Origin of the sequence: Curtobacterium sp. PhB142, assembly GCF_004341255.1 — a bacterium.
GTDB lineage: Bacteria > Actinomycetota > Actinomycetes > Actinomycetales > Microbacteriaceae > Curtobacterium.
The window spans coordinates 234,286-259,751 of record NZ_SLUT01000001.1; the positions used below are offsets into that span (position 1 = coordinate 234,286).

Below are 25,466 nucleotides of genomic sequence, written 5' to 3' on the forward strand. Positions count from 1 at the left end.
CCATGACCAGCAACGCAGCAACCGCTCGCAACCGCACCGGCTCGACGTGGACCCAGAAGGGTGCGCTCCTCTTCGGTGTCGTCTTCCTGATCGTCGGCATCGCCGGCTTCATCCCCGGACTCACGATGGACATGGGCTCGATGTCGATGGCCGGTCACGGCTCCATGGCCCTGCTCCTGGGCCTGTTCCAGGTGTCGGTCCTGCACAACATCGTGCACCTGCTCTTCGGCATCGTCGGACTCATCGCAGCCCGTTCGGCGTCGGGCGCTCGCCTGTACCTGATCGTCGGCGGCATCGTCTATGCGGTCCTGTTCGTCTACGGCCTGTTCACGGCCGGCATGGCGGACCCCGCGAACTTCGTCCCCCTGAACAGCGCGGACAACGTCCTGCACGCGTTCCTCGCCGTGGCGATGATCGTCCTCGGCTTCGTGCTGCCGCGCATCGGCGCGCGCACGCGCTGACAGTCGACCGTCGCCTGACGCGTTCGCGCCCCCAGGCGGGCATCGCGCCCACGTGAGTCGGGGCGCGATGGCCGTACAGGGGCGCGGTGCGCGGCGGCGGCGCTCCACACGCCCACCAACCCGCGGCGTACTGTCCGTCGCATGTCCGCTCTCACCGACACGTTCACCCTGTCCAACGGCCTGCACATCCCGAAGATCGGCTTCGGCACCTGGCAGATCCCGTCCGGCGACGACGCCTACGCCGCCACGACCACCGCCCTGGACGCCGGCTACCGTCACATCGACACCGCCCTGGCCTACGGCAACGAGGCCAGCGTCGGCCAAGCCATCCGCGACAGCGGCGTCCCCCGCGACGAGGTCTTCGTCACCACGAAGCTGCCCGCCGAGATCAAGACCGCCGACGGCGCCCGCGAGGCCTTCGAGACCTCGAGCCGCAACCTCGACGTCGGCGTCATCGACCTGTACCTCGTGCACGCACCGTGGCCCTGGGACGCCATCGGCTCCGACCACCGCGACGGCAACGTCGAGGTGTGGAAGGTCCTGGAAGAGGTCTACGACGCCGGCCGGACCCGCTCGATCGGTGTCTCGAACTTCGCCGTCGCCGACCTCGAGGACCTGCTCGGCCGCACCGACGTCGTCCCGCACGCCAACCAGATCCGCTGGTTCATCGGCAACACCCAGGACGAGACCACCGCGTTCGACCGCGAGCACGACATCCTCACCGAGGGCTACTCGCCGCTCGCCACCGGCGGCCTGCTCGAGAACACGCAGATCGCCGAGATCGCGGCGAAGTACGACAAGTCCGTCGCCCAGGTCGCGATCCGCTACCTGCTCGAGAAGGACGTCCTGCCGCTGCCGAAGTCCACGACCCCGTCGCGCATCGCCGCGAACGCCGACGTCGACTTCGTGCTGTCGGCTGACGACGTGGCCGCGCTCGAGGACACCACGAACTGACGCGATCGGACATCGGGCGACGCGGGAACACCGCAGCCCCGTTGCCGGTTGCACCACACGGTGCCGCAGCCAGCGGCACGACGACCTCAGGAGGCCACCATGACCACCACCGAAACCGCCATCCTCGCCGGCGGCTGCTTCTGGGGAGCGCAGCAGCTCCTCCGCCGCCGTCCCGGCATCATCAGCACCCGCGTCGGCTACTCGGGTGGCGACACCCCGAACGCGACGTACCGCAACCACGGTGACCACGCCGAGGCGGTCGAGATCGTCTTCGACCCGTCGGTGATCTCGTACCGCGACCTGCTCGAGTTCTTCTTCCAGATCCACGACCCGTCGACGAAGGACCGCCAGGGCAACGACGTCGGCCGCGCCTACCGTTCGGCGATCTTCTTCACCTCGCCCGAACAGGAGCAGGTCGCGCGCGACACCATCGCCGACGTCGACGCCTCGGGCATCTGGCCCGGCAAGGTCGTCACCGAGGTCGAGCCCGCTGGTGACTTCTGGCAGGCCGAAGAGGAGCACCAGGACTACCTCGAGAAGTACCCGGCCGGGTACACGTGCCACTTCGTGCGCCCGGGGTGGAAGCTCCCGCACCGCGACGAGGCGACCGCGGCGGTCTAGGGGCAACCCACCAAGCGACGGGAGGTGGGCCCCACCCGCCGGTACCGGCGCACCGCGCCAGCGGGGCGACGGCCGTGACGGGAGGGACGGTGCCAGCTGGCACCGTGCCTCCCGTCCGTCCAGGGGTCACGCCCACTGCATCCGGCGTGCGTCAGCCGCGCGGCACCAGTGCGTCGATCGCCGCGAGCTCCTCGTCGGTGAGCGGGGCACCCGCGAGCGAGTCGAGCGTGCCGTCCAGCTGACGGACACTCGATGCCCCGACCAACGCCGACGTGACGGCCGGCTGCCGGAGCACCCACGTGATCGCGAGCTGCGCGAGCGTCTGCCCGCGGGCCGCAGCGATGTCGTTGAGCGCTCGCGCCGTGGTCAGGTACTCGTCGTCGATGCGGTCCGCGCCGAACCAGCGGCCCTCGGCTGCACGCGACCCCACCGGAACCGATCCGTCCAGGTACCGGTCCGTCAGCAGCCCACCGGCCAGCGGCGAGAACACGATCGCACCGGTGCCGAGACGCGTGAGCTCGTCGAAGAGCCCGTCCTCGGGGACCCGGTCGAACATGTTGTAGCGCGGCTGGTGGATGAGCAGGTGCATGTTCTCGGCGGCGAGCGCCTCGGCTGCCGCAGCGGTCTGCGCCGGGTCGTAGTTCGAGATGCCCGCGTAGAGCGCCTTGCCCGAACGGACCGCGGTCACGAGCGCGCTGACCGTCTCCTCGATCGGGGTCTCGGGGTCGGGACGGTGCGAGTAGAACACGTCGACGTAGTCGAGCCCGAGGCGCCCGAGCGACTGGTCGAGCGACGCGAGCATGTACTTGCGCGATCCCCGGTCACCGTACGGGCCTGGCCACATGTCGTAGCCGGCCTTCGTCGACACCACGATCTCGTCACGGTACGGACGCAGGTCCGACTCGAGGATGCGGCCGAACTGCTCCTCGGCCGACCCGGGAGGCGGACCGTAGTTGTTCGCCAGGTCGAAGTGGGTGATCCCGCGGTCGAAGGCGTGCAGCACGATGTCGCGCTGCGTGGCGAGTGCACGGTCGGCGCCGAAGTTGTTCCACAGGCCGAGGGAGATGCGCGGCAGCATGAGGCCACTCCTTCCCACGCGCTGGTACGGGAGCTGCTCGTAGCGGTCGGCGGCAGGCAGGTGGACGTCAGGCATCGTTGCTCGATCCGGGGTCGGGGACAGGCCATCGAGAACGCTACCGCTTCGGGTCACGCAGCCGCTTGGTCACCTGAGGGACACGTCCGGTTGGGCAGTTGTCGGGTCACACAGGACAGGATGGGACCAGCCGACCGATCGGCGGGCAGAGGAGACACCGTGGACACAGCGCCGTACTCGCAACCACTCCGGGAGTACATCGAGCAGCTCCGGACCGAGGGCTACAGCGTCGCCGACGGGCACACCGCCGACCCGGACCTCATCGACCCGCACGGCAACCCCGTCCTGACGTGGCGCGACGACTACCCGTACGACGAGCGGCTGCCGCGCGAGGAGTACGAGTACGCGAAGTACCAGCTGCAGATCGAGCTCCTGAAGTGCCAGTACTGGCTCGAGGACACCGGCCAGAAGGTCGTCGTGCTGTTCGAGGGGCGTGACGCCGCGGGGAAGGGCGGCACCATCAAGCGGTTCACGGAGCACCTGAACCCCCGGACCTCGCGCGTGGTGGCGCTCAGCAAGCCGAGCGAGCGGGAACGTGGTGAGTGGTACTTCCAGCGCTACGTGCAGCACCTGCCGTCGGCCGGCGAGATGGTCCTGTTCGACCGCTCCTGGTACAACCGCGCCGGCGTCGAGCGGGTGATGGGGTTCTGCGACGACGACCAGTACGAGTCCTTCATGACCCAGGTGCCGCAGTTCGAGCGGATGCTCGTCGACTCCGGCATCCACCTGACGAAGTTCTGGTTCTCGGTCACCCGCCGCGAGCAGCGCACCCGGTTCGCGATGCGGCAGCTCGACCCCGTGCGCCGGTGGAAGCTGTCCGACATCGACCTGCTGTCCCTCGACCGCTGGGAGGACTACACCGAGGCGAAGATGGCGATGTTCACGCGCACCGACAAGCGGTACGCGCCGTGGACCATCGTGCGGTCGAACGACAAGAAGCGCGCCCGTCTCAACGCGATGCGGTACTTCCTGACGCAGTTCGACTACCCGGACAAGGCGGTCGACGTGATCGGCAAGCCGGACCCGCTCATCGTGCGGCGCGGCAAGCGGGACGTCGACATCGAGTGACGGTGGTGGCTCAGCGCCGCCAGGCCGCCCACTCGGGGTCGTGCCCGGGCCAGACCTCGACGCCGGGCTCGGCGGCCAGGTCCGCCAGCCGGTCGATCGAACGCTGCGCCTCGAGCTCGTCCCCGGCCCTCCCCACCCACCCGCACGGAGTCCGCTCGGTGAGGTTCCGCTCGAGGTCGGCGGCGTCGCACGCGAGCACCACGGTCCGATCCGGCAGGTCGACGCGGAACGACTGGTGCCCCGGCGTGTGTCCGCGGGTGTCGAGTGCAGTCAGGCCGGGTGCCAGTTCCGTGTCCCCGTCGAGCAGGAACACCCGGACGTCGGCGTCGAGCACGTCGTCGACGACGACCGTCTCCCGCCGGCCGATGCCGCTCCGCAACCAGTCCCACTCCCGTCGCTGCAGCGCGACCGGGGTGCCCGGTGGGACGAGCCGCAGGCCGCCCGTGTGGTCGAGGTGCACGTGCGAGATAGCGCAGAGCGCCAGGTCGTCCCAGGCCAGTCCCGCAGCCGCGACCCCCTCGGCGAGCGCGTCGCCCGGCGGCACGACCGCCGTGTAGCTCTCGTACTCGTAGTGCGCGGCCCGCTCCTCGGGGTCGCGCACGCGGTCGACGTTGAACCCACCGTCGAGGAGCACCCAGCCGTGGTCGAAGACGACGGCCGCGGCGGTGACGGGTTCGAGCAGGAAGCGTGCGGGATCGCCGCCCCGCAGGGAGATCGACTCGGGGATCGGTTCCCACCCGAGCACGAGCGGCACGACCCGCTCTGGCCGACCGCCGACCACGAGTCCAGCGCGCGTCGTCTCGTCGAACGCGTTCGCCATGCCTTGCACCTCCGTGGTGATTGGATACAATTTGTAGCAATCCGAATCCATTGTGCCGGAGTTCCGGGAGGACGCCATGACCGACGCGATCGACATCAACATCCCCATCTCCCCCGAGATGCTGCACTGGGGCCGGCGCCCCACCTTCGAGATGGTCGAGGAGATCGCGGACGGGTACCCGTCGGACGTGTCCCGCTGGCTGATCGGTGCGCACACGGGCACGCACGTCGACGCCCCGTCGCACTTCGTGCCCGGCGCGACGACCGTCGACGAGATCGCGCTCGAGAGCGTGGTCGGCCCGGTCCGCGTCCTCGACCTGCGACACGTCGTCGAGGAGATCACCGCCGACGACCTCGAGGAGGCGGGTGCGGCCGGCGCCGAGCGCGTGCTGTTCCGCACGCGCAACTCGACCGACGCGCTGACCCGGAACGAGCGGTCGGAGACGTGGGTCGGCCTCGGCCCGAGCGGCGCGCAGTGGCTGGTCGACCGCGGGGTCCGGTTCGCCGGCATCGACTACATGACGATGGAGGCCCCGGCGCACACCGAGGCGTGGCCGACACACGTCGCCCTGTGCGGCGCCGGCGTCGTGATCCTCGAGAACGCGGACCTGTCCGAGGTCGAGCCCGGCGACTACCTGATGGTCTGCCAGCCGGTGCCGTTCGCGGGGCGCGAGGCCGCTCCCGCTCCGACCGTCCTGCTCCCCCTCGCCGTGGCGACCCACGCATGAGCGTCCACGTGGTCCTGGTCCACGGTGCCGGCGGTTCGCCGTCCACCTGGTCGTCCGTCGCCCCGCTCCTGCGCGACCGCCGCATCCCGCACACGCTCGCCGACAACGCGATGACCTCGCTCCGCGACGACGAGGCCTCGGTCCGCGCCCTGGTCGACGGCATCGACGGCCCGGTCCTGCTCGTCGGCCACTCCTACGGCGGCGCCGTCATCACGAACGCGGGCACACACGACCGCGTCGTCGGACTGGTCTACGTCGCGGCCTTCGCTCCGGACGCGGGCGAGTCGGTCTCCGGGATCGTCGAGACCCGGGAACCCGCTCTCGTCTCGCAGTACATGCACCGCGGCCCGGCCGGCGAGTGGATCGCACAGGACGACGAGGAGTCGCGGCTGGCGCTCGCCTGGGACGTCCCGGAGGACGTGCTGCTCGCCGCACGTGCCGAGGGGCGGGTCACCGCCGACGCCGCGTTCCAGCAGCCCACCGGTGAGCCCGCGTGGCGGACCCGCCCGAGCTGGTACCTGGTCGCCACGAGCGACCGGCACCTGCTGCCCGCGATCCAGCGCGACTTCGTCGCCCGGATGGGTGCAGTGGTCCACGAGGTCGACACGAGCCACGCGGTCGCGCACGCCGCTCCGGACCGGGTCGTCGCCGTCATCGAGCGCGCGGTGGCCGCGCTGCGCTGACCACCGTCGGCTGCGCGGGTGGTGCCACGGTCAGGAGGCCGTGGTCACCAGTCCGTCCAGGTCCTTGACCACACGACCCGCCTGCAGGACCGCGCGCACGCTGGCAGCGTCGGCCAGCGCGCCGACGTCGGCGAGCGGGTCGACGCCCGAGACGACCAGGTCACCGGCCTTGCCGGGCTCGACGGAGCCGAGCCGGGCCTCCAGACCGAGCAGCCGGGCACCCTGCAGCGTGCCGGCCGTGATCGCGTCGAGCGGCGAGAGCCCGACCTGCACGAGGCGGGCGAGCTCGGCGAGGTTCCGACCGTGCGGGTGCACACCCGCGTCGGTGCCGAGCGCGACGGGCACGCCGGCGGCGACGGCACGTCGCACGCTGTCGAGGCCGCGAGCGTGCAGTGCCGCGCGCTGTGCGAGGCGTTCCGCAGAGGCGGTGGACGGGTCGAGTTCGCGCAGGAGCGTGCTGAGGGTGGGGACGAGCACCGTGCCGCGTTCGACCATGAGCGCGATGGTCTCGTCGTGCAGGTCGTAGCCGTGTTCGATGCTGGCGGCTCCGCCGAGCACGGCGGCACGGACCGCGGCGTCGGTGAGCGCGTGGGCGGTGACCGGGCGGCCGCCGCGTTCGCCGACCAGGTGGACGACGAGCCGTACCTGGTCCTCGGTGATGCCGACGTCGTCCGGGTCGTCGGTCGGCGAACCGACCCCTCCGGACGTGGAGACCTTGATCGCGTCGGCGCCGGTGCGGAGCAGCGAGCGGACCGTCCGGACGACGTCCTCGTCGGTGTCGACGACGCCCGGCGCAGGCATTCCCGGCCGGACGGCCCAGGCCGGCAGCGACCCGTTCGGTCGGACCGGGTCGGCGTGGCCACCGGTCGGCGAGAGCATGGCGATCGCGAGGTGCAGGCGCGGACCGACGACCGTGCCCCGGGCGACGGCGTCGCGGTAGCCGGGGGTCAGCCCGTCCAGGTCCCGCGCGGTCGTGACGCCGGCGTGCAGGGAGCTCCGGAGCACCTCGGCGACCTCGAGCACGTGCTCCTCCGGGAACCGTGCCCGCTGCTCCTCGGGCGTCGTCGGCACCATGCTGAGGTGCACGTGCGCGTCGACGAACCCGGGCAGCAGCCACCGGCCGGACAGGTCGACCGTCGGCACGTCCGCAGCCGGGGCGCGCCGTGGACCGACGTAGGTGACGTCGCCGTCACGCAGCTCGACCTCGGCGTCGGCGCGCGGCGGAGCACCCGTGCCGTCCACCAGGGTCGCGCCGACCAGTCGGAGCACGCCGTCGGCGTGCGGGGTCGTCGGGAGTCGTGCCGCCACTGCGGGCCTTCCTGGGTCGGTCAGCCGGCCAGGCTGAAACGGGCGGAACCGGGGTCCGCGTCGAGGAGACGACGCGTGTACCAGTGCTGCGGATCGGCGTAGATCTGCTCGACCGGACCGGCCTCGACGACCTCACCCTGGTACAGCACGACGACCTCGTCGCTCACACGCTGCACGACCGCCAGGTTGTGCGAGATGAACATCATCGTCAGGCCGAGGGACTCCTTGATGTCGGCGAGCAGCTCCAGGATCTGCGCCTGCACCGAGACGTCGAGCGCCGAGGTGATCTCGTCGGCGATGACCAGGTGCGGGTCGATGACCAGGCCGCGGGCGATGGCGATGCGCTGCCGTTGCCCGCCGGAGAACTCGTGCGGGTAGCGGTGCATCATGTCCCGGGACAGCCCGACGCGTTCGAGCCAGCCGCCGATGCGGTCCTCGTGGGTGGCGACCCGGGGGCGGACGGGGTCGATCGCCTCGGCCAGGGTCTGCGCGACGGTACGCCGTGGTGAGAGGGACGAGTACGGGTCCTGCGGGATCATCTGGATCCGGCGGCGGTACCCGCGCAGGGTCGAGCGGTCGGCCGCGGTCAGGTCGACGCCGTCCACCGCGGCGCTGCCCGAGGCGGGCTTCACGGTGCCGACCAGGACCTTGGCGAGGGTGGACTTGCCCGAGCCGGACTCGCCGACGACGCCGACGGTGCGACCTCGCTCGAGGCGGAGGTCGACGCCGTGCAGGACGGTCGTCGAGCCGAACGCGACGTCGAGGGCGCGGACGTCGATCATGGGGGCCGTGCCGGTGTCGGTTGCGCGGCGTTCGCGTGTCGTCGTGGTGTCGGTCATGCGTGTGCCTCCGCCTGCTCGGTGCGCGTGGACTCCGTGGGCACGGTCACGACCGGAGTGGCCGCCAGGAGCTGCTTCGTGTACGGGTGGTCGACGGTGTCCGGGGAGAGCCCGGCGACGTCGTCGATGCGCTCGACGATCTCGCCGTTCCGCATCACCAGGACCCGGTCGCACAGGGCCCGGACGACCCCCAGGTCGTGGGAGATGAACAGCACGGCGGTGCCGGAGTCCTCGTTCATCCGCTTCAGCACGGTCAGGACCTCGCGCTGGACGGTGACGTCGAGTGCGGTCGTCGGTTCGTCCGCGATGAGCAGATCGGGCTTCGTGCTCATCGCCGAGGCGATCATCGCGCGCTGCTTCATCCCGCCGGACAACTGGTGCGGGTACTGGCGCAGTCGGCCCTCGGGATCGGTCAGCATCACGGCGCGGAAGCCCTGCGTCAGCAGCCGGATGGCGTCACGTCGGCTGTGCCGCAGCCGCATCCGGAGCACGTCGGACAGCTGGATTCCGAGCACCATGGCGGGGTTCAGCGCCGTGCCCGGGTCCTGGTAGACGAGCCCGATGCGGGACGCCAGCACCCGGTCCGGCACGCGGCCGAGCAGGTCGACACCGCCGAGTTCGAGCCGTCGCGCGGAGCCCTCGAGCCCCTCACCCAGCAGCTTGGCGACGAGCGAGGCCGTCAGCGACTTGCCCGAACCGGACTCGCCGACGATCCCGAGCACCTCACCCCGCCGGATGGTGAACGAGACGTCCTTGACCAGGGCGCGTCCGCTGGCGGCGTGCTGCACCGAGATGCCGTCCGCGACGAGCACGGCGTCGTCCTCGACCGCGAGCGTCGACGGGCCGGTCGCCCGGGTGGTGCGGGACCGCGTGGTGTTCGACCGCGGGTTCGCGGCAGCGGCCAGTCCGTCCCCGACGAGCAGGGCGGCGAGGGAGGCGAAGGTCAGCGCAACCGCGGGGCCGACGATGACGACGGGGTTCACGACGATCCGGTCCAACCCGTCGTTGAGCAGGGTGCCCCAGTCGAACGCGGGGGTCTGCGCGCCGAGGCCGATGAAGGACAGTCCGGAGATCTCGACGAGCGATCCGGAGAAGGCGCCGGCGATCAGGATCAGCGTCGGCTCGGCCATGTTCGGCAGGACGTGTCGCATCGCGACGCGGTGCGCCGGGACCCCCATCAGGCGTGCCGTCGTGACGTACTCGCTGGTGGAGATCTTCGCCGCCAGGTTGGCGGTCAGACGGGCGAAGCCGGCGATGTTCGCGACCGCGATGGCCACGACGACCTGCACCATGCCCTGCCCGAGGATCGCGGCGACGATGATCGCGACGAGCATCGTCGGGTAGCTGACCGCGAACTCGATCCCGCGCAGCCCGAGCTCGCGCACCCGGCGGGGGGCGAGCCAGACGCCGATACCGAGCGCGATGCCCACGATCGCGGACAGGGCCGTGGCGGCGAGCGCCATCAGGACCGTGGCCCGGGTGGCGACCAGGGTGCGCGCGAGCATGTCGCGGCCGAGGGTGTCGGTACCGAGCGGGTGCTCGGCGGTGGACCCCAGCCCAGAGGTACCGCCGATGCCCGTGGCCTGGGCGCCGAACACGAACGGTGCGACGACCGCCACGATCAGGATCAGCCCGAACATCGCCAAGCCGACGATCAGCCCGCCGTTCCACGCGAAGGTGCGGGGACGCGATGCCGGGTCGGTCGAGGCCGCCTGGACGGCGGTGATGGTGTCAGCCACGCTTCTCCCCGAGGGTGCGCGGGTCGATGAGACCCAGGATGATGTCGATGACGAGGGTGATCACGAGCGAGATGAGCCCGATCACGAAGACCGCGGCGCGGATCACGGGGTAGTCCTTGTCCACCGCGATCGCCTGCACGATGACGCCGCCCAGGCCCGGCCACGCGAAGACCGCCTCGGTGATGAGTGCCGAGCCGAGCAGGGCCGTCAGGATGATCCCGGACAGCGTCAGTGCGGTGGTGAGCAGGTTCGGCAGCATGTGCTTGGCGTAGATCGACAGCGCCGGCAGCCGCCACCCGCGGGCGGTGCGCATGTAGTCCTGCTCGAGGATGACGGCGGTCTCACGGCGGACGATGCGGGCCACCGAGCACGTGCCGCCCACGGTGAGCGAGGCGATCGGCAGGACCGCCGCCGCGCCGAAGTCGTAGGCCGGCGAGTACGCGGGCGGCAGCACGTGCAGCAGGACCGCGAAGACGACGACGAACCCGGTGGCGAGCACGTACGTGGGGATCGACGAGATCAGGCCGGTGACCGCCGAGAACGAGACGTCGAGCCAGCGGTGCCGGTCACCGCGGGTGAGGACGCCGACGGTCATGCCGAGTGCGAGTCCGAGGACGAGCAGCAGCAGGACCGCGGCGATCGTGATCGTCAGCGTGTACGGCACGGCCGTCATGACGATGTCCATCGCCGGCGCGCGGTACTTGTACGAGTCACCGAAGTCGCCCTGCACGACGCCGGCGACGTAGTGCCACAGCTGGACGGGGATCGGCTGGTCGAGACCGAGTTGGTGCCGGACGAGCTCGACCTGGGCGAGCGTCGCGGTGTCGCCGGCGATGGCCGTTGCCGGGTCGCCGGGGATGAGCTGCACGATGAGGAACGTCACGAGGACGAGCAGCGCCAGGTTGATGACGAGTCCGACGGCACGGCGGAGCAGGAAGCGGCGCCATGCGCCACCGAGGCTCGCGGCCCGGGGTGCGGCGGCGGTCGGGGTTCCCGGAGACCCGGGGGTGCCCGGACCGGGCACGGGGAGATGGTCGACGGTGGTGGTGCTCATCGCGGGTCCTCCTGGTGCTCCGGTCCGGGCTGGGGTGGTGCGGTGGTGCTCGTTGCGTGGTGCGTGGTGCGTGGTGCGTGGTGCGTGGTGCTCGTTCGGTCAGGCGATCAGGAGACGATCCGCATCGCGGAGACGTCCCAGTAGCCCGAGAACACGTGGGTCTCGAAGCCCTTGCGGGCGACGTACCGGTGCGTGTCCGTGATGAGCGGGGTCATGTCGACACGCTCGAGGATCGACTTCTGCGCGGTGGCGAAGTCCTCGCACTGCTGGTCGGCGTCCGACGTGGCCATCGCCGCCTGGTAGGCCGCGAATCCCTCGGGGTTGTCGCTCGAGGACACGTTCGTGCCGCCCTCGGCGTAGGTCGGTCCGACGTAGCGCGCGATCGAGGTGTTGATCAGCCCGGTCTGCGCGTCCTCGGCCGCCACGGCGACGTCCCAGGTCTTGGGCTCGGTGCGCATCTGCTTGGTCCAGTCGGCAGGGTCCGGTGCCGAGACCTTCACGGTCGCACCGGCGTTCCGCAGCGACTCCGCCAGGAAGTCGGCGGCGGGGTCCCAGTTCGACATGATGAGCAGGCGGATCGTCTTGCCCGTGAGCTCCTTCGTCGCGGCCTTCGCGTCGTAGGACTGCACGAGCGACGAGTCGTCCACCGCGCAGCGGTAGCTCGCCGCGTTCACCGTGTTCTGCTCGACCCCGAGTCCGTCGAGACCGGCGTTGTTGAACCCCTTCGTGTCGATCGCCTGGGCGACCGCGGCACGGAGCGGCTGGTCGTCGGCGAACACCGAGCCGGAGCCCTCTGCCTCGTTGAACACGAGGTTGTAGGCCGAGCTGGCGAACTTCACGGTGGAGTAGTCGTCGCCGCTGAAGCGCTCGGCGTTCGAGTCGTAGAAGCGTGCGACGTCGACACCGCCGGACTGCAGCAGGTTGGCGCTCGTGTTCGAATCGCCCTGCACGGTCAGGTTGATCGTCTTGGCCGGCTCACCGGTGACGGTCTTCCACGCCGGCCAGGCGTCGTAGTCGGACCGCAGCGCGTAGGAGACGCTCTTGCCGGCCGAGGACTTCGCGAGCGTGTACGGGCCGGACCAGGCGCCGTCGACGGTGCCGGCCGCGAGGCCCTTCGTGTCGGCGAGACCGGCCGGGCAGATGATCCCGGTACCGGGGCGGGTCAGGCCGCCGAGCAGCTGCGAGTACGGCTCGCTGAGCGAGATCGTCAGCGTGCCGGCGGCGTCGTCGGCGGTGAACTTCGGGTCACCCGAGCCGAAGGCCTGGTTCTTCCAGGTCTGCGCACCCGAGTCGTCGAGGCCGACCAGGTACTCGAAGGACTTCTCGACGACCGTCGGCGTGATCTCGGTGCCGTCGGAGCACGTGGCGCCGTCGCGGATCGTGAACTCGTACTTCGACGCCGACTCGGCGTCCCACTTCGTCGCGAGCCCGCCGATGTAGCCGCCGTCGTCGCCCTCGCCCTGCCGGAGCAGGGTGTCGAAGCCGAGTCGTGCGACCTCGACGTCCGAGCTGGCCGAGGCCTTCGCAGGGTCGAAGGTGGCCGGGGCGTACCAGAGCTCTGCGTTGATCGTGTCGGTGCTCGACGAGCTGTCGCCGCCGTCAGCGGAGCCGGACGCGGTGCACGCGCTCAGGGAGAGTCCGACGGCGGTCGCCAACGCGACGCCGACGAGGATGCGCTTCCTCACCATGGTGCTGTCCTCCAGTGGGATTCGGGGTGATGCCAGGGAGTCAGTCCCAGGGTCGGGTCCAACTTGGATCCAATTTAGAACAATCCGCATCCAACTATGTTTCGAGTGGATTACATCTGCCCGGGACGAGCCGCGGCGTCGAAGACCGTCACGCCGCCGACGTCGGTGCGCAGGACCCGCGCCGCGGCGAACTCGTCGACCGTGCACGCGGCCGGGTCCACGTCGAGCAGCACCCAGTCCGCCAGGGCGCCGGCGCGCAGCACGCCGCGGCGATCCTCGGCGAAGGACGCGTGTGCCGCACCGCGCGTGTAGGCCTCGACCGCCTCGAGCACCGAGAGCGCCTGTGCCGGGCCGATCGGCTCGTCGAGGCCGCGCATCCGACGGGCTGCGGCGACGGGGACCACCTCGCGCGGGTCGAAGGGGAAGTACGGCGCGTCCGAGCCCATGGCGACCGTGGCACCGGCGTCGGCCCAGGTCCGCATCGGGTTGACCTCGTCGACACGGCTGCCGAGCCGGCGCTGCAGCCCAGCGGCGTTCTTCCAGGCAATCGAGGGCTGCAGCGACGCCACGACACCGAGGCGTGCGGCACGGTCGGCGCTCGCGACGCTCGGCTCGAGGTACGCGTGGATGAGCTGGCAGCGGAGTCCGGCGACCGATCGTCCCGTGTCCCGTTCCGCTGCCTCGAGCCCGTCGAGCACCTCGGCGACCGCACGACTGCCCACCGCGTGGACGCCGAGCCCCCACCCCGCGGCCACGCACGACGCGGCGAGCCGGGCGAAGTCGCTCGCCGAGATCCGCTGCACGCCGTGGTCGTCGCCGGTCCAGGGCCGTTCGAGCAGCGCCTGCCCCTTCATGCCCTCGCCGTCGTAGTAGACCTTGATCGGGCCGAGTCGGAGGCGGTCGTCGCCGTCACCGGTCACGCCGTCGATCGAGTCGAGCACCGCCAGGGCAGCGTCGACGTCGGGGACCGCTGCGGTGCCGAGCTCGGGGTAGGGCATCGCGACCACGCGCAGGGTCAGGAGCCCCTGCCGGTGCGCCTCGCGGTACCCCTCGAGCTCGGGCAGCGTGACGGCCGGGTCGACGACGCCGGTGAACCCCATCGCGTGCAGCAGGGGCTGGATGCGCCGGATCGCGGCGAGCCGGTCGTCGAGCGTCGGCGGTGCGTCACCGATCCAGTCCGGGGCGTCCGGGTCCGCATCGCCGTCGGCGAGCATCGCGGCCGAGAACGTCGCGGCGTCGGCGTCGCCGTCCACGAGCTGCAGCGCTTTGAGTCCGGCACGCTGCGCGTGCGCGTGCGCGTCGGTGAACCCCGGCAGGACGGTGCCCTCGACGTGGTCCTCGACCGTGCCCTCCGGAGCCGCGGCCCGGACGTCGTCGAGCGCCCCGACCGCGGCGATCCGGTCCCCGACGACGAGCAGGGCGTCGGCCGTCGGCTGCGCCGGGTCCATCGTCCGGATGTGCCCGACGACGATCCGCGCGGACGTGCCGACCGACTCAGACACCGGCGGGCTCCCGCTCGTCGAGCCAGGTGCGCACGTCCGCCGCGGTCACCAGGGCGTCCCGCTGCAGGTACCCGATCGCCTCGAGTGCCGCGTCGTGCGCGCGTTCGCTCGACCCGGCGACGCAGTCGGTCAGGACCCGGACGGCGTAGTCGTGCTGGTGGGCGTCGGCCGCCGTGTAGTGGATGCAGACGTCGGTGAGTCCGCCCACGAGCAGGACGGTGCCGGCCTTGTACGCCTTGAGCACGATCTCGAGCTCGGTGCCGAAGAACGCCGAGTAGCGCCGCTTGCGGATGACGAACTCCTCGGGCCGCGGGTCGATCCACGAGGCGAGCTCGGTCTGCTCCTCGCCCTCGATGCAGTGCGGGCCCTCGGCGCCGTCGAGCTCACGGCCGATGTCGACGAGGTCCGGCTTGTGGACCTCCTGGATGAAGACGACGGGCACGCCCGAGGAGCGGCAGTGCTCGATGAGGTCGCGGACGCGCGGGGCGCGTTCGGCGCGGCCACCCATCACGGGGATGCCGGGCGTGGGCAGCGTCGAGGCTGCTCCGCCCTGGATGTCGACGACGATCAGGACGGGGTTGCCGGAGACGGCGAGCATGCTGGTGGTTCCTTCCGGGACGGATCGTGCAGCGGGTGGGGGCCGGTGCGCGCCGTCGCCGTCATCCTCTGACGGGATCCGGCACCGCAGGGGTCCGGGGTGTTTCCGCCGTGTTAAACCTCAGGTGTCGCCGAACCGGGCGGTGTCGCCGAACCGGGCGGTGTCCCCGCGGGCGCCGTCACCGCTCCAGCCGCCGCCCGCGCGCTCCGCCGCCGCCGGAAGGGAAGCAGCTCGGCGACCCCGACCGGCCCGAACCCGTTCCCGACCGCGACCCACACCTGGGCGTCGGGCGCGTGGTCACCGAGCAGCTCCGCGCAGACCCCGCACGGCTCGATCAGGTGCTTCGTCCCGCCCGGCCTGCGGAGCACACCCACGACCGACACCACCGGCGAACCGGCGACGACGGCCGCGCTCAGTGCAGCGGACTCGGCGCAGACCGATGCGCGACCGGCCGATGCCTCGACGTGCAGCCCGGTGACCACACTGCCGTCGGCGAGCCGGAGTGCTGCGGCGACCTCGTGCACCCCCGTGCGGTACCGCCGGTCGAGCACGTCGGTCGCGATCCGGAGCAGCTCCTGGTCCGCGGCGTCCATGCCGGACGGCGGGCCGGCGAGCACCGGTCGGTCAGACGCGGGCGAGCCGCTGCTCACGACCAGCCCAGGATCCGCGCCATGTTGCCACCCTCGACCAGGGCCCGGTCGGCCTCGTCCGGGATCGCCTTCGCGATCTTCATGCGCTCGAGGTCGAAGTCGCTGCCCGGCCACTCCGACCCGAGCAGGATCTTCTCCGCGCCGAGGCGCGCGTACGCCCGCTTGACGTCGGACATCAGGGTGGCCGAGGTCTCGAGGTAGACGTGCGGGTTCCGCTCGGCGACGATGATCGCCTCCGGCACGTTCCACACCGCACCCATGTGGGCGATGATCGTCGGCACCGTCGGGAAGTTCTTCGCGATCTCCTCGATGGAGAACGGTGCACAGAACGCGTCGTCGAGTGCGTTGATCAGCACGGGCAGGCCGAGCTCGGCGCAGACCTCGAACAGCGGGTCGAGCAGGCCGTGGTCCGCGACGTGGTAGCCGTGCAGGCTGGGGTGCAGCTTCAGGCCGACCAGCCCGCCCTCGGCGAAGCGACGGATCTCGTCGGTGGCGTTCTCCCACTGCGGCATGACCTGGCCGAAGCCGAACAGCCGGTCCGGGTGCGCGGCGACCAGGTCCATCAGGAAGTCGTTCTCGATCCCCTGCGCGAGCGAGCAGACCATGGCGCGGTCGACCCCCGCGGCGTCCATGCGGTCGAGGATCCGGTTCGCGTCGAACGGCGTGTACGCCGGCGGCTCCTCGCCCGGGCGCACGCCGCTCAGGTAGTCACTGCGGCCGCGGCGGTCCTGGGTGGTGTTGTAGGCGTCGATGATCATCGTGGGCGTCTCCTCGTCGGCGGCTCGTGGGGCGAAACTCCCGCACATGTGATCCGATACTGCCAGAATTGGATCCAATTTGGTAGCACTGGGGTGCGAGACACGCAGCCTGGAGGCGCGACGCACCCCCGCCGCGCCGGCTCAGTGCACGACGACCATCGCGCCCATGGCCAGCACGCTCACCAGTGACGCCGCCCGGCGCACGGACTCGACCCGCGGCACCCGGCCGCCGACGACGTTCCACAGCACCACACCGGCGTGCACCGCGACCGCCACCCCGACCGGCAGCAGCACCGCACCGTGGGAGTGCCCCGCGCCGGCACCGGCACCGGCATGGCCACCTGCGAGCAGCACGAACACCGCGCCGAGCAGCATCCCGAGCGCGTGCAGGTGGTCACCACCGGGGCGACTCCGGCGACGCCACCGGTCCACCGCAGCCGTGCCCATCGCGCATCCACCGAGCAGGAGCGCCCAGAACGGCGCCGGCACCACGTGGAGCGCCGGCACGTGGACGTCGAGCATCGCGACGAGCATCACCGCCTCGGCGACGAGTGCGACCGGCCCGACCCGTCGCCCGCCAGCGATGCCGAGCCCGAGCGCACCGACGGCTGCGACGAGCATGACGACGAGCAGTACGGACATGATTGGATCCAATCACGAGCGAGTCGGATACGGCAACGGGATCCAACACCTGGCAGGATTGGATCCGCAGCGGGGGCTCGCTGTGACGACGTACCGAGGGAGACCACGACGTGACCACCAGCGACGGCAACGCACTCGTCGACGACCTCGCCGCCCGGATCCGCGCGAAGATCATGTCCGGCGAGATCCCCATCGGCGCACCGCTCCGGCAGGCCGACCTCGCCGCGCAGTTCGGCATCAGCCGCACCCCGGTCCGCGAAGCGCTCCGGCAGCTGCAGACCGGCGGCCTCATCGAGGTCGTGCCGAACCGTGGCGCGGTGGTCCGGGTGCCGGTGCCGTGGGAGGTCCGCGAGGCCTACGAGGTCCGCGCCGAGCTCGAGTCGCTCGCAGCCCGTCGCGCCGTCGACCGGCTCGACGACGCCACGATCGCGCAGCTCCGCTCGGTGAACCAGGCGATGTACGAGCGCTCCCTGGCGGCGGCCGAGGGCGAGCAGCCGAAGCAGCGCGAGGGCAGCGACAACGACCAGTTCCACGGGCTCATCTACCAGGCCTCCGGCAACACCCGGCTGACCCGGATGCTCGTCGAGATCAACGACGCCTTCCCGCGCAACGTCTCGGCCCTGGTGCTCCGCGAGAACTCCCGGCACCGCGAGGAGAACTTCCGCGAGCACGAGGAGCTCATCGAGGCGTTTGTCGCCGGGGATCGCGAGCGCGCCGCCGAGCTCATGCGCGACCACGTCCTGCGCGCCGGCGAACACCTGGCGCACTGGTACGAGCGCCGCTCCTCCACCGTCTTCACCGGCTGACCCGGCTGACCCGGCGCGACCAGCGGAAGCGGCGCGAGAGACCGGACCGCTCAGCGCCGCACCGACGGGGCGGGGCCGACCCGCGCCTCCAGTCCGGCCAGCCCGACCGTCTACAGGACCGGCGCCCGCCGGATCCAGCCGGTGGCCTCCTCGATCGCGCGCGTCACCGCGAGCAGCTGGGCTTCGCGGCCGTACCGCCCGACGACCTGCACGCCGACCGGCAGCCCCTGGGGCGTGAACCCGGCCGAGGTCACCACGACCGGGTGCGCCGTCAACGTCAGCCGGTTGGCGAGCATCTGCCACGTGAAGTAGCGGTCGAAGCGGTGGCCGTCGACCTGGTCGACCCACTCGACCTCGGCCGGCGGCGCGGCCACCGGCGTCGCCGGCAGCACGAGCACGTCGTGCCGGTCGAGCACGGCAGCCGTGTCCCGGTACATCCGGGTCCGACGCTCGTACGCGTCGGCGAGCTGCGCCGCCGTGGTGGCGCGCCCCTGCTCGACGTTCCGGACGTAGTCGGGACGGAACCCGCTGGCCCCGGCGTCGACGGCGTGCCGGCCGCCCAGGAAGAACTCGAACGTCTCGATGGTCTCCCACGCCTCGTCCGCACCCGCGAAGGTCGGCTCGTCCGCCTCGACGACCGCTCCGAGGTCGGCGAGCTGCTCGGCGAACGCCCGGTGCACGGCCCGCACGGCCGGGTCGATCGGCAGGCCGCCGGCGTCGTCGCTCCACGCGACCCGCAGACCGGCGAGCTCGACCGGACGGACCGGGTGCTGTGTCATGGCGGACATCGGCCAGACGGTCTTCTCGACGGCGAGCGCCTCCATGAAGCGCGCGGCGTCGGCGGAGTCACGCGCCATCGGGCCGGTGACCCCGTGCGGCGTCCAGGCGTTGCCGGTCCGGCCGCTCGGCACACGGCCGGGGGTCGGCCGCACCCCGACGACGTTGCAGAACGCGGCCGGGTAGCGCAGGCTCCCGCCGCTGTCGGAGCCGTCGGCGATCGGCAGCATCCGCCCTGCGAGCGCCGCTGCGGCACCACCGCTGGACCCGCCCGCGTGCCGCGAGGTGTCCCACGGGTTCACGGTCGTGCCGAACACCGGGTTGAAGGTCAGGACGCCCTGGCCCATCTCCGGCGTGTTCGTCTTGCCGATGATGAGCGCACCGGCGTCGCGGAGCAGGGTCGCCAAGACGCTGTCGTGCTCGGCGGGTCGCGCGTCGGCGAACGCCGCGGAACCGTTCGTGGTCGGCAGCCCGGCGACGTCCATCAGGTCCTTCACCGCGGTGGGCAGGCCGTGCAGGAGCGGGAGCGGTTCGCCCGCGGCGCGGGCCTCGGCGGTGCGGCGGTCGGCCGCTTCTGCCGCGGCCAGCGAGACCGAGTCCGGCTGCTGGGAGACGACGGCCTGGAGGCGCGGGTTGCGTTCCTCGATCCGGTCCAGGTGGGCGCGCATCACCTCCACCGCCGACACCTCGCGGTTCGCGACGGCGTCGGCCAGGCGGACGGCGGACCAGTCGGCGAGGTGCTCCGGGGTGTGCTCGGGCGCGGGCATCAGCGGCCGCCCTCGTGGTCGTGCGCCGCGTGGTCGTGGCCGGCACCCGGCGCGCAGTGGTTGGTCGCCGACGGCGGGACGTCGAGCGAGGGGTTCCGGTCGAAGAAGCCGTCCGGTTCGAGCCGGAAGCCGATCGTGTCGACGGGCATGATCGGCCACTGTTCGGGACGCGGGAAGTGGTGCACGCCGAGGACGGGCCACAGCACGAGGCGCTCGTTCTCGAGGGACCGGTCCGCCTGCTGCCAGACGTGCACCCCGTCGTCGCCGAGCTCGCCCTGGTTCGGGTACTCGCCGGCGATGAAGCGCTCCTCGGGGTCGAAGGCGCTCGCCCAGAGGTGCTTCGCGACGAACGGCGCCTTCCGCTCGACGATGCTGCCGGGGCGGACGTGCAGCTGCGCGGTGTTCTGGACCGCCAGTCGGTAGGCCGTGCTCTCGCCGTAGCGGTTCTGCGCGGACTCGCTCTCGATGCGCCAGTGCAGCGCGCGGGCCGGGTCGGTCATCCGGGCGCCGTCGGCCTCGGAACCGATCGGCGTCTCGACCGCGATGCAGGCGTTGCCGTAGGGGTTCAGGGCCTCGTCGGGCTCGGGCTCGGCGTGCACCTCGACCAGCCGGTTCAACGGCCCGTCGACGGCGGTGTCGAGCCGGACGGCGAAGTAGTGCTGGTGCGTCGGGGCCTGCACGTTCGGTGCGACCATCCGGCCGTGCCGCGGGGTCTCGCCGTCGGCGATGCCGGACACCGACATCAGGCCGGTGAGCTTCACCTCGAGCTCGACGGAGCCGTCCTGGTACAGCGACCAGTAGAAGCCGTAGTCGTAGTTCGCCACGGTCGCGAAGCTCGAGATCACGAGTCGGCGGCTGCGACGGACCTCGGCGCTGCCGGTGCGGGTGTTGACGTGCTTCCAGAGGATCGAGTCGTCCTCCTCGTGCAGGCAGATGCCGTTGACGATGGTCTGCGGTTCGCCGTGGCCGTCCAGGAAGTCGACGTCGAAGTAGCGGATCTCCCCCAGGCAGTCGCAACCGAGCTCGAGGCTCGCGGTGAGCGGGCCGGCGCCGTACTCGCCCCAGTCGAAGAAGTTCTTCCGGTACGCGGTCGGGTCGCTGTCCAGGTACGGCACGTACATCTCGTTGACGGCCGCACGGTGCAGCACCGGGCGCTCGACGTCGCCGTCACGGTAGGACAGGTCGTGCAGCACGAGCCCCTCGCGGTGTGAGAAGCCGACACGGAACGTCCAGTTCTGCCAGCGGACCTCGTGCCCGTCGATCGTGAAGCCGGGACCGTTCGGCTGGACGATGTCGAGCGCGGAGACCTCGCGGTCGGGACCCCAGGTGCCGGAGGTGTAGACGCCGGTCTCGCTCGCCATCGGGATGACGCCGTGGTCCTCGATCCGGATGACCTCGAGGGTGTCGAGGTCGAGGATCGGGACGAGCCCGGCGACGGGTCGTGCGTAACCGTTGTCCTCTGGGAACTCGCGGTACCAGACCGTGCCCCAGCTCAGGCGGCGGTCGGCGAGGTCCTCGGGCACGAAGCCGGTGATCGACTCCGGGTCGACCCAGACGAGCGACGTGTCGGTGATCCCGCGCTTCGCGAGCGCCTCGATGATGAGCGGCGACTTCCGTGCGGCCTGCGCGATGAGCCGTGCTTCGTCACTCGAGACGCCGGGGCGACGGTGGTCCACGTCGGTCCACAGCTCGACGATCGCGGGCGAGTCCGGGCCGGCGGTCCACCCGCGCACCTCCCACGCGGCGTGGGCGTCCGGGTCCATCACGACGATCCGCACCGGACGGGCGCCACCGGCGGTCGTGCCCCTGGCCTTCTCCTCGTCGAGCGCGATCCCCCAGAAGCGCGGCCGGGCCCCGATGCGCCCGGAGGCACGGACGGCGGTGACGAAGGAGGCGATCTCGACGGAGGTCAGCGGATCGAGGACGTGGGTGCTGCTCATGGGCTTCCTTCTCGGGTGGATCGTGCGGTCAGTGGGCGTCGAGGACGACGGCACGGCCGTCCGCGCGGGGGTCGCTCGCGGCGTCGAGGTGTCCGTCGGCGTGGAGCCGGACGGTCTGGACGTGCCCGGCCTCGTCGACGGGGCCGCCCGTGCGGGCAATGGGCAGGCCGAGGGCGTCGGCCGCGGCGATCGCGTCCTCGGAACCGGGTTCGGCGACGAGCGTCATCACCTCGTGCCCGAGGTCGCGCGCACCGATCACGAACCGCGGTCGGCCGAGGACCTCGTCGGGGTCGCTGCCCGCGGCGACCAGGTCACGGGCGAGCTGCGCGAGGATCCACGGCTGGGCGCTGCCGCCCTGGCAGCCGAGGCCGAGCACCAGGTCGTCGGTCTCGGCGATCACCGGCAACAGGGTGTGCGGCGGCCGCAGGCCCGGTCCGACGTGGGCGGGGTGCGCGGGGTCGGTGCTGAAGGCGGAGCCGCGGTTGTGCAGCACCACGCCCGTCCCCGGGTCGAGGATGCCGGAGCCGAAGAGCTGGTAGACGCTCTGGATGAGCGTGACGACGGTGCCGTCGCTGTCCGCAGCGGTCACCGCGACGGTGTCGCCGAGGGCACGGCCGGCACGGGGCAGTGCGCCGACCCGACCGGAGTCGCGTGGGTCGAGCATGGCCGCGACGTCGATGGAGCCGCCGCGGGGGTCGCCGAGTTCGGCCTGGCGGACGAGCGCGGCACGGTGCACGGCGTCGACGAGGTCGGCGGTCGCAGTGCCGTGCTCGCTGCCGTCGGCGAGCGCTTCCGGCAGGATCCCGAGCAGCACGACGCCCTGCGTGGGCGGCGGCGCGACCCACCACCGGGCCCCGCCGATCGTCGTGCCGCGGGGCTCGACGAGCTCGGCGTCGTGCGAGGCGAAGTCGGCCTCGGTGTGTGCGCCCCCGAGTTCCCGCAGCCGGGCGGTGATCGAGGCGGCGATCCGTCCCCGGTACATCGCGCCCGGGTCGGCAGCGAGTTCGGTCAGGGTCGCGGCGAGTGCCGGCTGCACGAGCGGGTCGCCTTCGGCCAGGAGCGCCCCGGCGTCGTCGGTGAAGACCTCGCGCATCCCGGGGTCGGCGTGGAGCTCGTCGGTCCGGACCGCGATCGCACGGCCGAGTCCGGCGGAGACGGGGACCCCGTCGGCCGCGAGTCGTGCTGCGCGGGTCAACGGGTCGGCGAGCCCGAGTCGGCCGCCGAGTGCGTCGATCGCCTGCCATCCCGCGACGACGCCGGGGACCGTGACGGTCTGGGCGCCCTGCCGGGGCATCCGGTCGTGCTGCGCGAGCGCCGCGACGTCGATGCCGGCCGGTGCGGCGCCAGCGGAGACCACGGCGACGACGGGCCGTCCTGGCCGACGGACGAGGGCGACGAGGTCCCCGCCGATGCTGCACTGGTGCGGGTAGACGACGGTCAGTGCGGTGGCCGCCGCAAGCGCGGCGTCGATGGCGTCCCCGCCGGCCGCGACCGCCTCGGACGCAGCGTCGAGGGCGGCCGGGTGCGGCGCGGCGACGGCGACGCGTCGGGTGGAGCGTGCAGCTGGGGCGGTCATGCGGTCGTCACCATCCGTGCGGGGCTGAGGAACGCGAGGTCGGGGCGGTCGATGCCCTGCACCAGGTCGGCGACGGCCGCACCGATCGCCGGCCCGAACTTGAAGCCGTGGCCGGAGCAGGCTGCGGCGAGGAGCACCTCGGGCTGCTCGGGCAGGGCGCCGACGACGAACCGCTTGTCCGGGGTCATCGTGTACAGGCACGCGACGGCCTGGGCACCGGCGGTGACGATGCCGGGGACGAACCCTTCGAGGAGCTCGGCCAGGTGCGCGACCTCGGCCTCGGTCGGCGGTGCGACGGGCACGTCCGGGTCCCACACGGGTCCGGCGTCGATGCCGATCTTCGCGCCGGATCCGGCGGTCTCCGGGAGCCCGAAGACGAGCCCCTCCGGCAGGTCGATCGAGAAGCACCCGAGCGCGGGCGGCTGCGCCACGGTCTGCCCCGTCGGCGCGGTGAGCGTGACGATGCGCCAGACCTCGAAGAACGCGGCGGCCTCGGGTACCAGGTGCGACGCCCAGGCGCCGCCGGCGAGCACGAGCCGTCGCGCGCGGACACTGCCGGCGTCGGTCCGGACGGTGACGACGCCGTCGTCGACCTGCCAGTCGAGCACGGTCTCGCCGTACCGCAGGTCGGCGCCGGCCGCCGCGGCGGCGGACTGCGCGAACGCGAGCGCCCGCGCGGCCTCGAGCACACCGGCGTCGGGGTCGTGGACCGCGCCGTACGACTCGGGCGGACGCAGCGAGGGCGCGAGCGTCGGCCAGGCTGCGCGGTCGACCGGGAGGCTCGCCCCACCCTGCATCGTCGGCTCGCCCCGGTGCGCGTACAGTCCACCGGTCCGGTGCAGGAAGGGCGCGCCGGCTGCGGTTCCCCAGCGGTCCCACCCGCGGTACGCACGGTCGACGAGGTCGTTCCACACCGGGTGTGGGTAGGCGCGGCGGATCATCCGGGTGGCGCCGTGCGACGAGCCGCGCTCGTGCCCCGGTGCGAAGCGCTCCACCGCGACGACGTCGAGGCCGCGGCGCGCGAGCTCGTACGTGGCGGCGGATCCGTGGATGCCGAGTCCGAGGACGACGACGTCGTGCACGGCCGTCACGCGCGGACCTCGGCGACGACGTCCGCGACGCCCTCGAGCAGGACCCGGACGTCCTCGTCGTCGTTGTACACGTGCGGCGAGACGCGGACGACGCTCGGCAGGCCACGGGCGCCCAGGTCCCACTGCGCGTGGCTCGCGGGGACGGAAATGGAGTCGATGCGGCGCTGCCGGAGCCGGGCCGAGACCTCCTTGCCGGCGACGCCGTCGACCGTGAAGGTGACGATCGCGGACGCTGACGCGGACGGGTCCGCCACGGTGACGCCGTCCACGGCGTCGAGCGCGGTGCGCAGGTGGGCGCCGAGGCCGACCAGGTGCGCCTCGGTCGCCGCCGGCCCGCGGTCGAGGGCCTCGCGCAGCGCCACCCCGAGGCCGAGCCGGGCGGCGACGGAGCACTCCCACGTCTCGAGCTGTCGCGCGGTGCCGTCCATCGTCCACTCATCCTCGCCGGTCCAGACGGCTCCGCGGACATCCGGCGCCCACGCACCGACGCCCTCGAGCATCCCGCGGCGCAGGTAGGCGATCCCGGTGCCGCGCGGCCCACGCAGGAACTTCCGGCCGGTGGTGACGAGGGCGTCGCAGTCGACGGCGCGCACGTCGATGTCGATCTGGCCGACGGACTGCGTGGCGTCGACGACGGTCAGGGCGCCGTGGCGACGGGCGACGGCGCTGATCTCCGCGATCGGTTCGACGAGGCCGGACGAGGTCGGCACGTGCACCGCGCTCACGACGACACGGCCGCTCGCTCCGGCGACGGCGCGGTCCAGGGCCTCGAGGTCCATGGCACCGGTGGCGTCGCTCGGCACGACCTCGAGCCGCACGTCGTCGTGCCGCTGCATGGCCAGCAACCGGAGCGCCTGGCTGACGTAGCTGGAGCGGGGTGCGACGACGGTGTCCCCGGCACCGAGCCGCAGCGCGTCGAAGACACCGCGCAGGCCGCTCGTGGCGCTGTCGAACAGGGCGATCTCGTCCGGCGCCGACCCGAGCAGGGTGGCGGCCGCGGTGTAGACGCCGGCGACCTCGTCGGCGACCTGGTTGGCGGCTTCGTACCCACCCACCCGCTGTTCCCGGCGCAGGTGGGTGACCACTGCCTCCAGGACGCCGTCGCTGACCAGGCCCGCGCCGGCCGCGTTGAAGTAGTGACGCCCTGCGGTGCCGGCGGTGCGGGACCGCTCGGCGGCCACGTCGATCGCCGTCACTGCCTGGGCGGCCATCGTGCCGTCCTCGAGACCGATCGTCATGTCGCG

Annotated in this window: 24 protein-coding genes; 7 read left to right on the top strand and 17 right to left on the bottom strand. The window is 72.1% G+C overall.

Annotated elements, in window-relative coordinates; translation table 11 throughout:
- Nucleotides 1-2: 2 nt before the first annotated feature.
- The 3 genes from EDF31_RS01160 (at nucleotide 3) to msrA (ending at nucleotide 2,036) form a co-directional block, all read left to right on the top strand.
- Complete coding sequence (locus EDF31_RS01160; protein ID WP_111086495.1) at nucleotides 3-461, top strand: DUF4383 domain-containing protein; 459 nt, start codon at nucleotides 3-5, stop codon at nucleotides 459-461.
- A 141-nt stretch (nucleotides 462-602) separates the two neighbouring features.
- Nucleotides 603-1,415, top strand: a complete 813-nt coding sequence (locus EDF31_RS01165) for an aldo/keto reductase (protein WP_131844883.1) — start codon at nucleotides 603-605, stop codon at nucleotides 1,413-1,415.
- Nucleotides 1,416-1,514: 99 nt separating this feature from the next.
- The gene (gene msrA / locus EDF31_RS01170; RefSeq protein ID WP_111086459.1) at nucleotides 1,515-2,036 is read left to right on the top strand and encodes a peptide-methionine (S)-S-oxide reductase MsrA; all 522 of its coding nucleotides are present in this window, start codon (nucleotides 1,515-1,517) and stop codon (nucleotides 2,034-2,036) included.
- A gap of 151 nt (nucleotides 2,037-2,187) precedes the next feature.
- Here msrA and EDF31_RS01175 read toward each other — a convergent pair whose 3' ends face one another.
- On the bottom strand, nucleotides 2,188-3,189 hold the full coding sequence (locus EDF31_RS01175; RefSeq protein WP_131844884.1) for an aldo/keto reductase: 1,002 nt from the start codon (nucleotides 3,187-3,189) through the stop codon (nucleotides 2,188-2,190).
- 120 nt (nucleotides 3,190-3,309) lie between these two features.
- Between EDF31_RS01175 and ppk2 the strand changes: the two genes are divergently transcribed.
- Nucleotides 3,310-4,257 (top strand): polyphosphate kinase 2, encoded by a 948-nt coding sequence (gene ppk2, locus EDF31_RS01180; protein WP_111086461.1) that lies wholly within the window; start codon nucleotides 3,310-3,312, stop codon nucleotides 4,255-4,257.
- A gap of 10 nt (nucleotides 4,258-4,267) precedes the next feature.
- Here the strand turns inward: ppk2 and EDF31_RS01185 are convergent, their stop codons facing one another.
- On the bottom strand, nucleotides 4,268-5,077 hold the full coding sequence (locus EDF31_RS01185) for an N-acyl homoserine lactonase family protein (protein ID WP_165901286.1): 810 nt from the start codon (nucleotides 5,075-5,077) through the stop codon (nucleotides 4,268-4,270).
- Between the two features lie 76 nt (nucleotides 5,078-5,153).
- Here EDF31_RS01185 and EDF31_RS01190 point away from each other — a divergent pair, with 76 nt between their 5' ends.
- The gene (locus EDF31_RS01190; RefSeq protein ID WP_131844886.1) at nucleotides 5,154-5,804 is read left to right on the top strand and encodes a cyclase family protein; all 651 of its coding nucleotides are present in this window, start codon (nucleotides 5,154-5,156) and stop codon (nucleotides 5,802-5,804) included.
- Entirely contained in the window at nucleotides 5,801-6,487 is a 687-nt protein-coding gene (locus tag EDF31_RS01195; RefSeq protein ID WP_131844887.1) for an alpha/beta hydrolase, read from the top strand. The genes EDF31_RS01190 and EDF31_RS01195 overlap by 4 nt, the downstream gene beginning before the upstream one ends.
- Before the next feature lie 30 nt (nucleotides 6,488-6,517).
- Here EDF31_RS01195 and EDF31_RS01200 read toward each other — a convergent pair whose 3' ends face one another.
- The 10 genes from EDF31_RS01200 to EDF31_RS01245 all read right to left on the bottom strand — a co-directional run bounded on the left by EDF31_RS01200 (nucleotide 6,518) and on the right by EDF31_RS01245 (nucleotide 17,265).
- Nucleotides 6,518-7,795 carry an amidohydrolase family protein gene (locus EDF31_RS01200; protein WP_131844888.1) on the bottom strand — a complete coding sequence of 426 codons (1,278 nt, stop codon included), beginning with the start codon at nucleotides 7,793-7,795 and terminating at the stop codon, nucleotides 6,518-6,520.
- Between the two features lie 20 nt (nucleotides 7,796-7,815).
- A complete protein-coding gene (locus EDF31_RS01205) occupies nucleotides 7,816-8,634 on the bottom strand; it encodes an ABC transporter ATP-binding protein (protein WP_111086467.1) in 819 nt (272 codons plus the stop codon).
- Nucleotides 8,631-10,373, bottom strand: coding sequence for a dipeptide/oligopeptide/nickel ABC transporter permease/ATP-binding protein (locus EDF31_RS01210; protein WP_235035917.1), 1,743 nt, complete (start codon nucleotides 10,371-10,373; stop codon nucleotides 8,631-8,633). Before EDF31_RS01210 ends, EDF31_RS01205 begins: the two co-directional genes overlap by 4 nt.
- Nucleotides 10,366-11,427, bottom strand: coding sequence for an ABC transporter permease (locus tag EDF31_RS01215; protein ID WP_111086468.1), 1,062 nt, complete (start codon nucleotides 11,425-11,427; stop codon nucleotides 10,366-10,368). The genes EDF31_RS01210 and EDF31_RS01215 overlap by 8 nt, the downstream gene beginning before the upstream one ends.
- 107 nt (nucleotides 11,428-11,534) lie before the next feature.
- Entirely contained in the window at nucleotides 11,535-13,115 is a 1,581-nt protein-coding gene (locus EDF31_RS01220; protein WP_165901287.1) for an ABC transporter substrate-binding protein, read from the bottom strand.
- A 110-nt stretch (nucleotides 13,116-13,225) separates the two neighbouring features.
- Nucleotides 13,226-14,617 carry an amidohydrolase family protein gene (locus EDF31_RS01225; RefSeq protein WP_131844890.1) on the bottom strand — a complete coding sequence of 464 codons (1,392 nt, stop codon included), beginning with the start codon at nucleotides 14,615-14,617 and terminating at the stop codon, nucleotides 13,226-13,228.
- Nucleotides 14,610-15,215 (bottom strand): isochorismatase family cysteine hydrolase, encoded by a 606-nt coding sequence (locus EDF31_RS01230; protein ID WP_131844891.1) that lies wholly within the window; start codon nucleotides 15,213-15,215, stop codon nucleotides 14,610-14,612. The genes EDF31_RS01225 and EDF31_RS01230 overlap by 8 nt, the downstream gene beginning before the upstream one ends.
- A gap of 113 nt (nucleotides 15,216-15,328) precedes the next feature.
- Nucleotides 15,329-15,865, bottom strand: a complete 537-nt coding sequence (locus EDF31_RS01235; RefSeq protein WP_207896104.1) for a hypothetical protein — start codon at nucleotides 15,863-15,865, stop codon at nucleotides 15,329-15,331.
- Complete coding sequence (locus tag EDF31_RS01240; RefSeq protein WP_111086473.1) at nucleotides 15,862-16,623, bottom strand: amidohydrolase family protein; 762 nt, start codon at nucleotides 16,621-16,623, stop codon at nucleotides 15,862-15,864. Before EDF31_RS01240 ends, EDF31_RS01235 begins: the two co-directional genes overlap by 4 nt.
- 141 nt (nucleotides 16,624-16,764) lie before the next feature.
- The gene (locus EDF31_RS01245; RefSeq protein ID WP_111086474.1) at nucleotides 16,765-17,265 is read right to left on the bottom strand and encodes a hypothetical protein; all 501 of its coding nucleotides are present in this window, start codon (nucleotides 17,263-17,265) and stop codon (nucleotides 16,765-16,767) included.
- Nucleotides 17,266-17,375: 110 nt separating this feature from the next.
- On the opposite strand from EDF31_RS01245, the gene EDF31_RS01250 reads away from it, so the two are divergent.
- The gene (locus tag EDF31_RS01250; protein ID WP_200849186.1) at nucleotides 17,376-18,071 is read left to right on the top strand and encodes a GntR family transcriptional regulator; all 696 of its coding nucleotides are present in this window, start codon (nucleotides 17,376-17,378) and stop codon (nucleotides 18,069-18,071) included.
- Nucleotides 18,072-18,181: 110 nt separating this feature from the next.
- Here the strand turns inward: EDF31_RS01250 and EDF31_RS01255 are convergent, their stop codons facing one another.
- From EDF31_RS01255 to EDF31_RS01275, 5 genes are read right to left on the bottom strand one after another with little or no spacing between them, the layout of a single operon-like run.
- Nucleotides 18,182-19,615 (bottom strand): amidase family protein, encoded by a 1,434-nt coding sequence (locus EDF31_RS01255; RefSeq protein WP_131844892.1) that lies wholly within the window; start codon nucleotides 19,613-19,615, stop codon nucleotides 18,182-18,184.
- Entirely contained in the window at nucleotides 19,615-21,555 is a 1,941-nt protein-coding gene (locus tag EDF31_RS01260; RefSeq protein WP_131844893.1) for a primary-amine oxidase, read from the bottom strand. The genes EDF31_RS01255 and EDF31_RS01260 overlap by 1 nt, the downstream gene beginning before the upstream one ends.
- Before the next feature lie 28 nt (nucleotides 21,556-21,583).
- Nucleotides 21,584-23,131: a gamma-glutamyltransferase gene (locus EDF31_RS01265; protein WP_131844894.1), complete on the bottom strand. Its 1,548-nt coding sequence runs from the start codon at nucleotides 23,129-23,131 to the stop codon at nucleotides 21,584-21,586.
- Entirely contained in the window at nucleotides 23,128-24,222 is a 1,095-nt protein-coding gene (locus tag EDF31_RS01270; protein ID WP_131844895.1) for an FAD-dependent oxidoreductase, read from the bottom strand. The genes EDF31_RS01265 and EDF31_RS01270 overlap by 4 nt, the downstream gene beginning before the upstream one ends.
- Nucleotides 24,219-25,460, bottom strand: coding sequence for an aminotransferase class V-fold PLP-dependent enzyme (locus EDF31_RS01275; RefSeq protein ID WP_131844896.1), 1,242 nt, complete (start codon nucleotides 25,458-25,460; stop codon nucleotides 24,219-24,221). The genes EDF31_RS01270 and EDF31_RS01275 overlap by 4 nt, the downstream gene beginning before the upstream one ends.
- Between the last annotated feature and the right edge of the window lie 6 nt (nucleotides 25,461-25,466).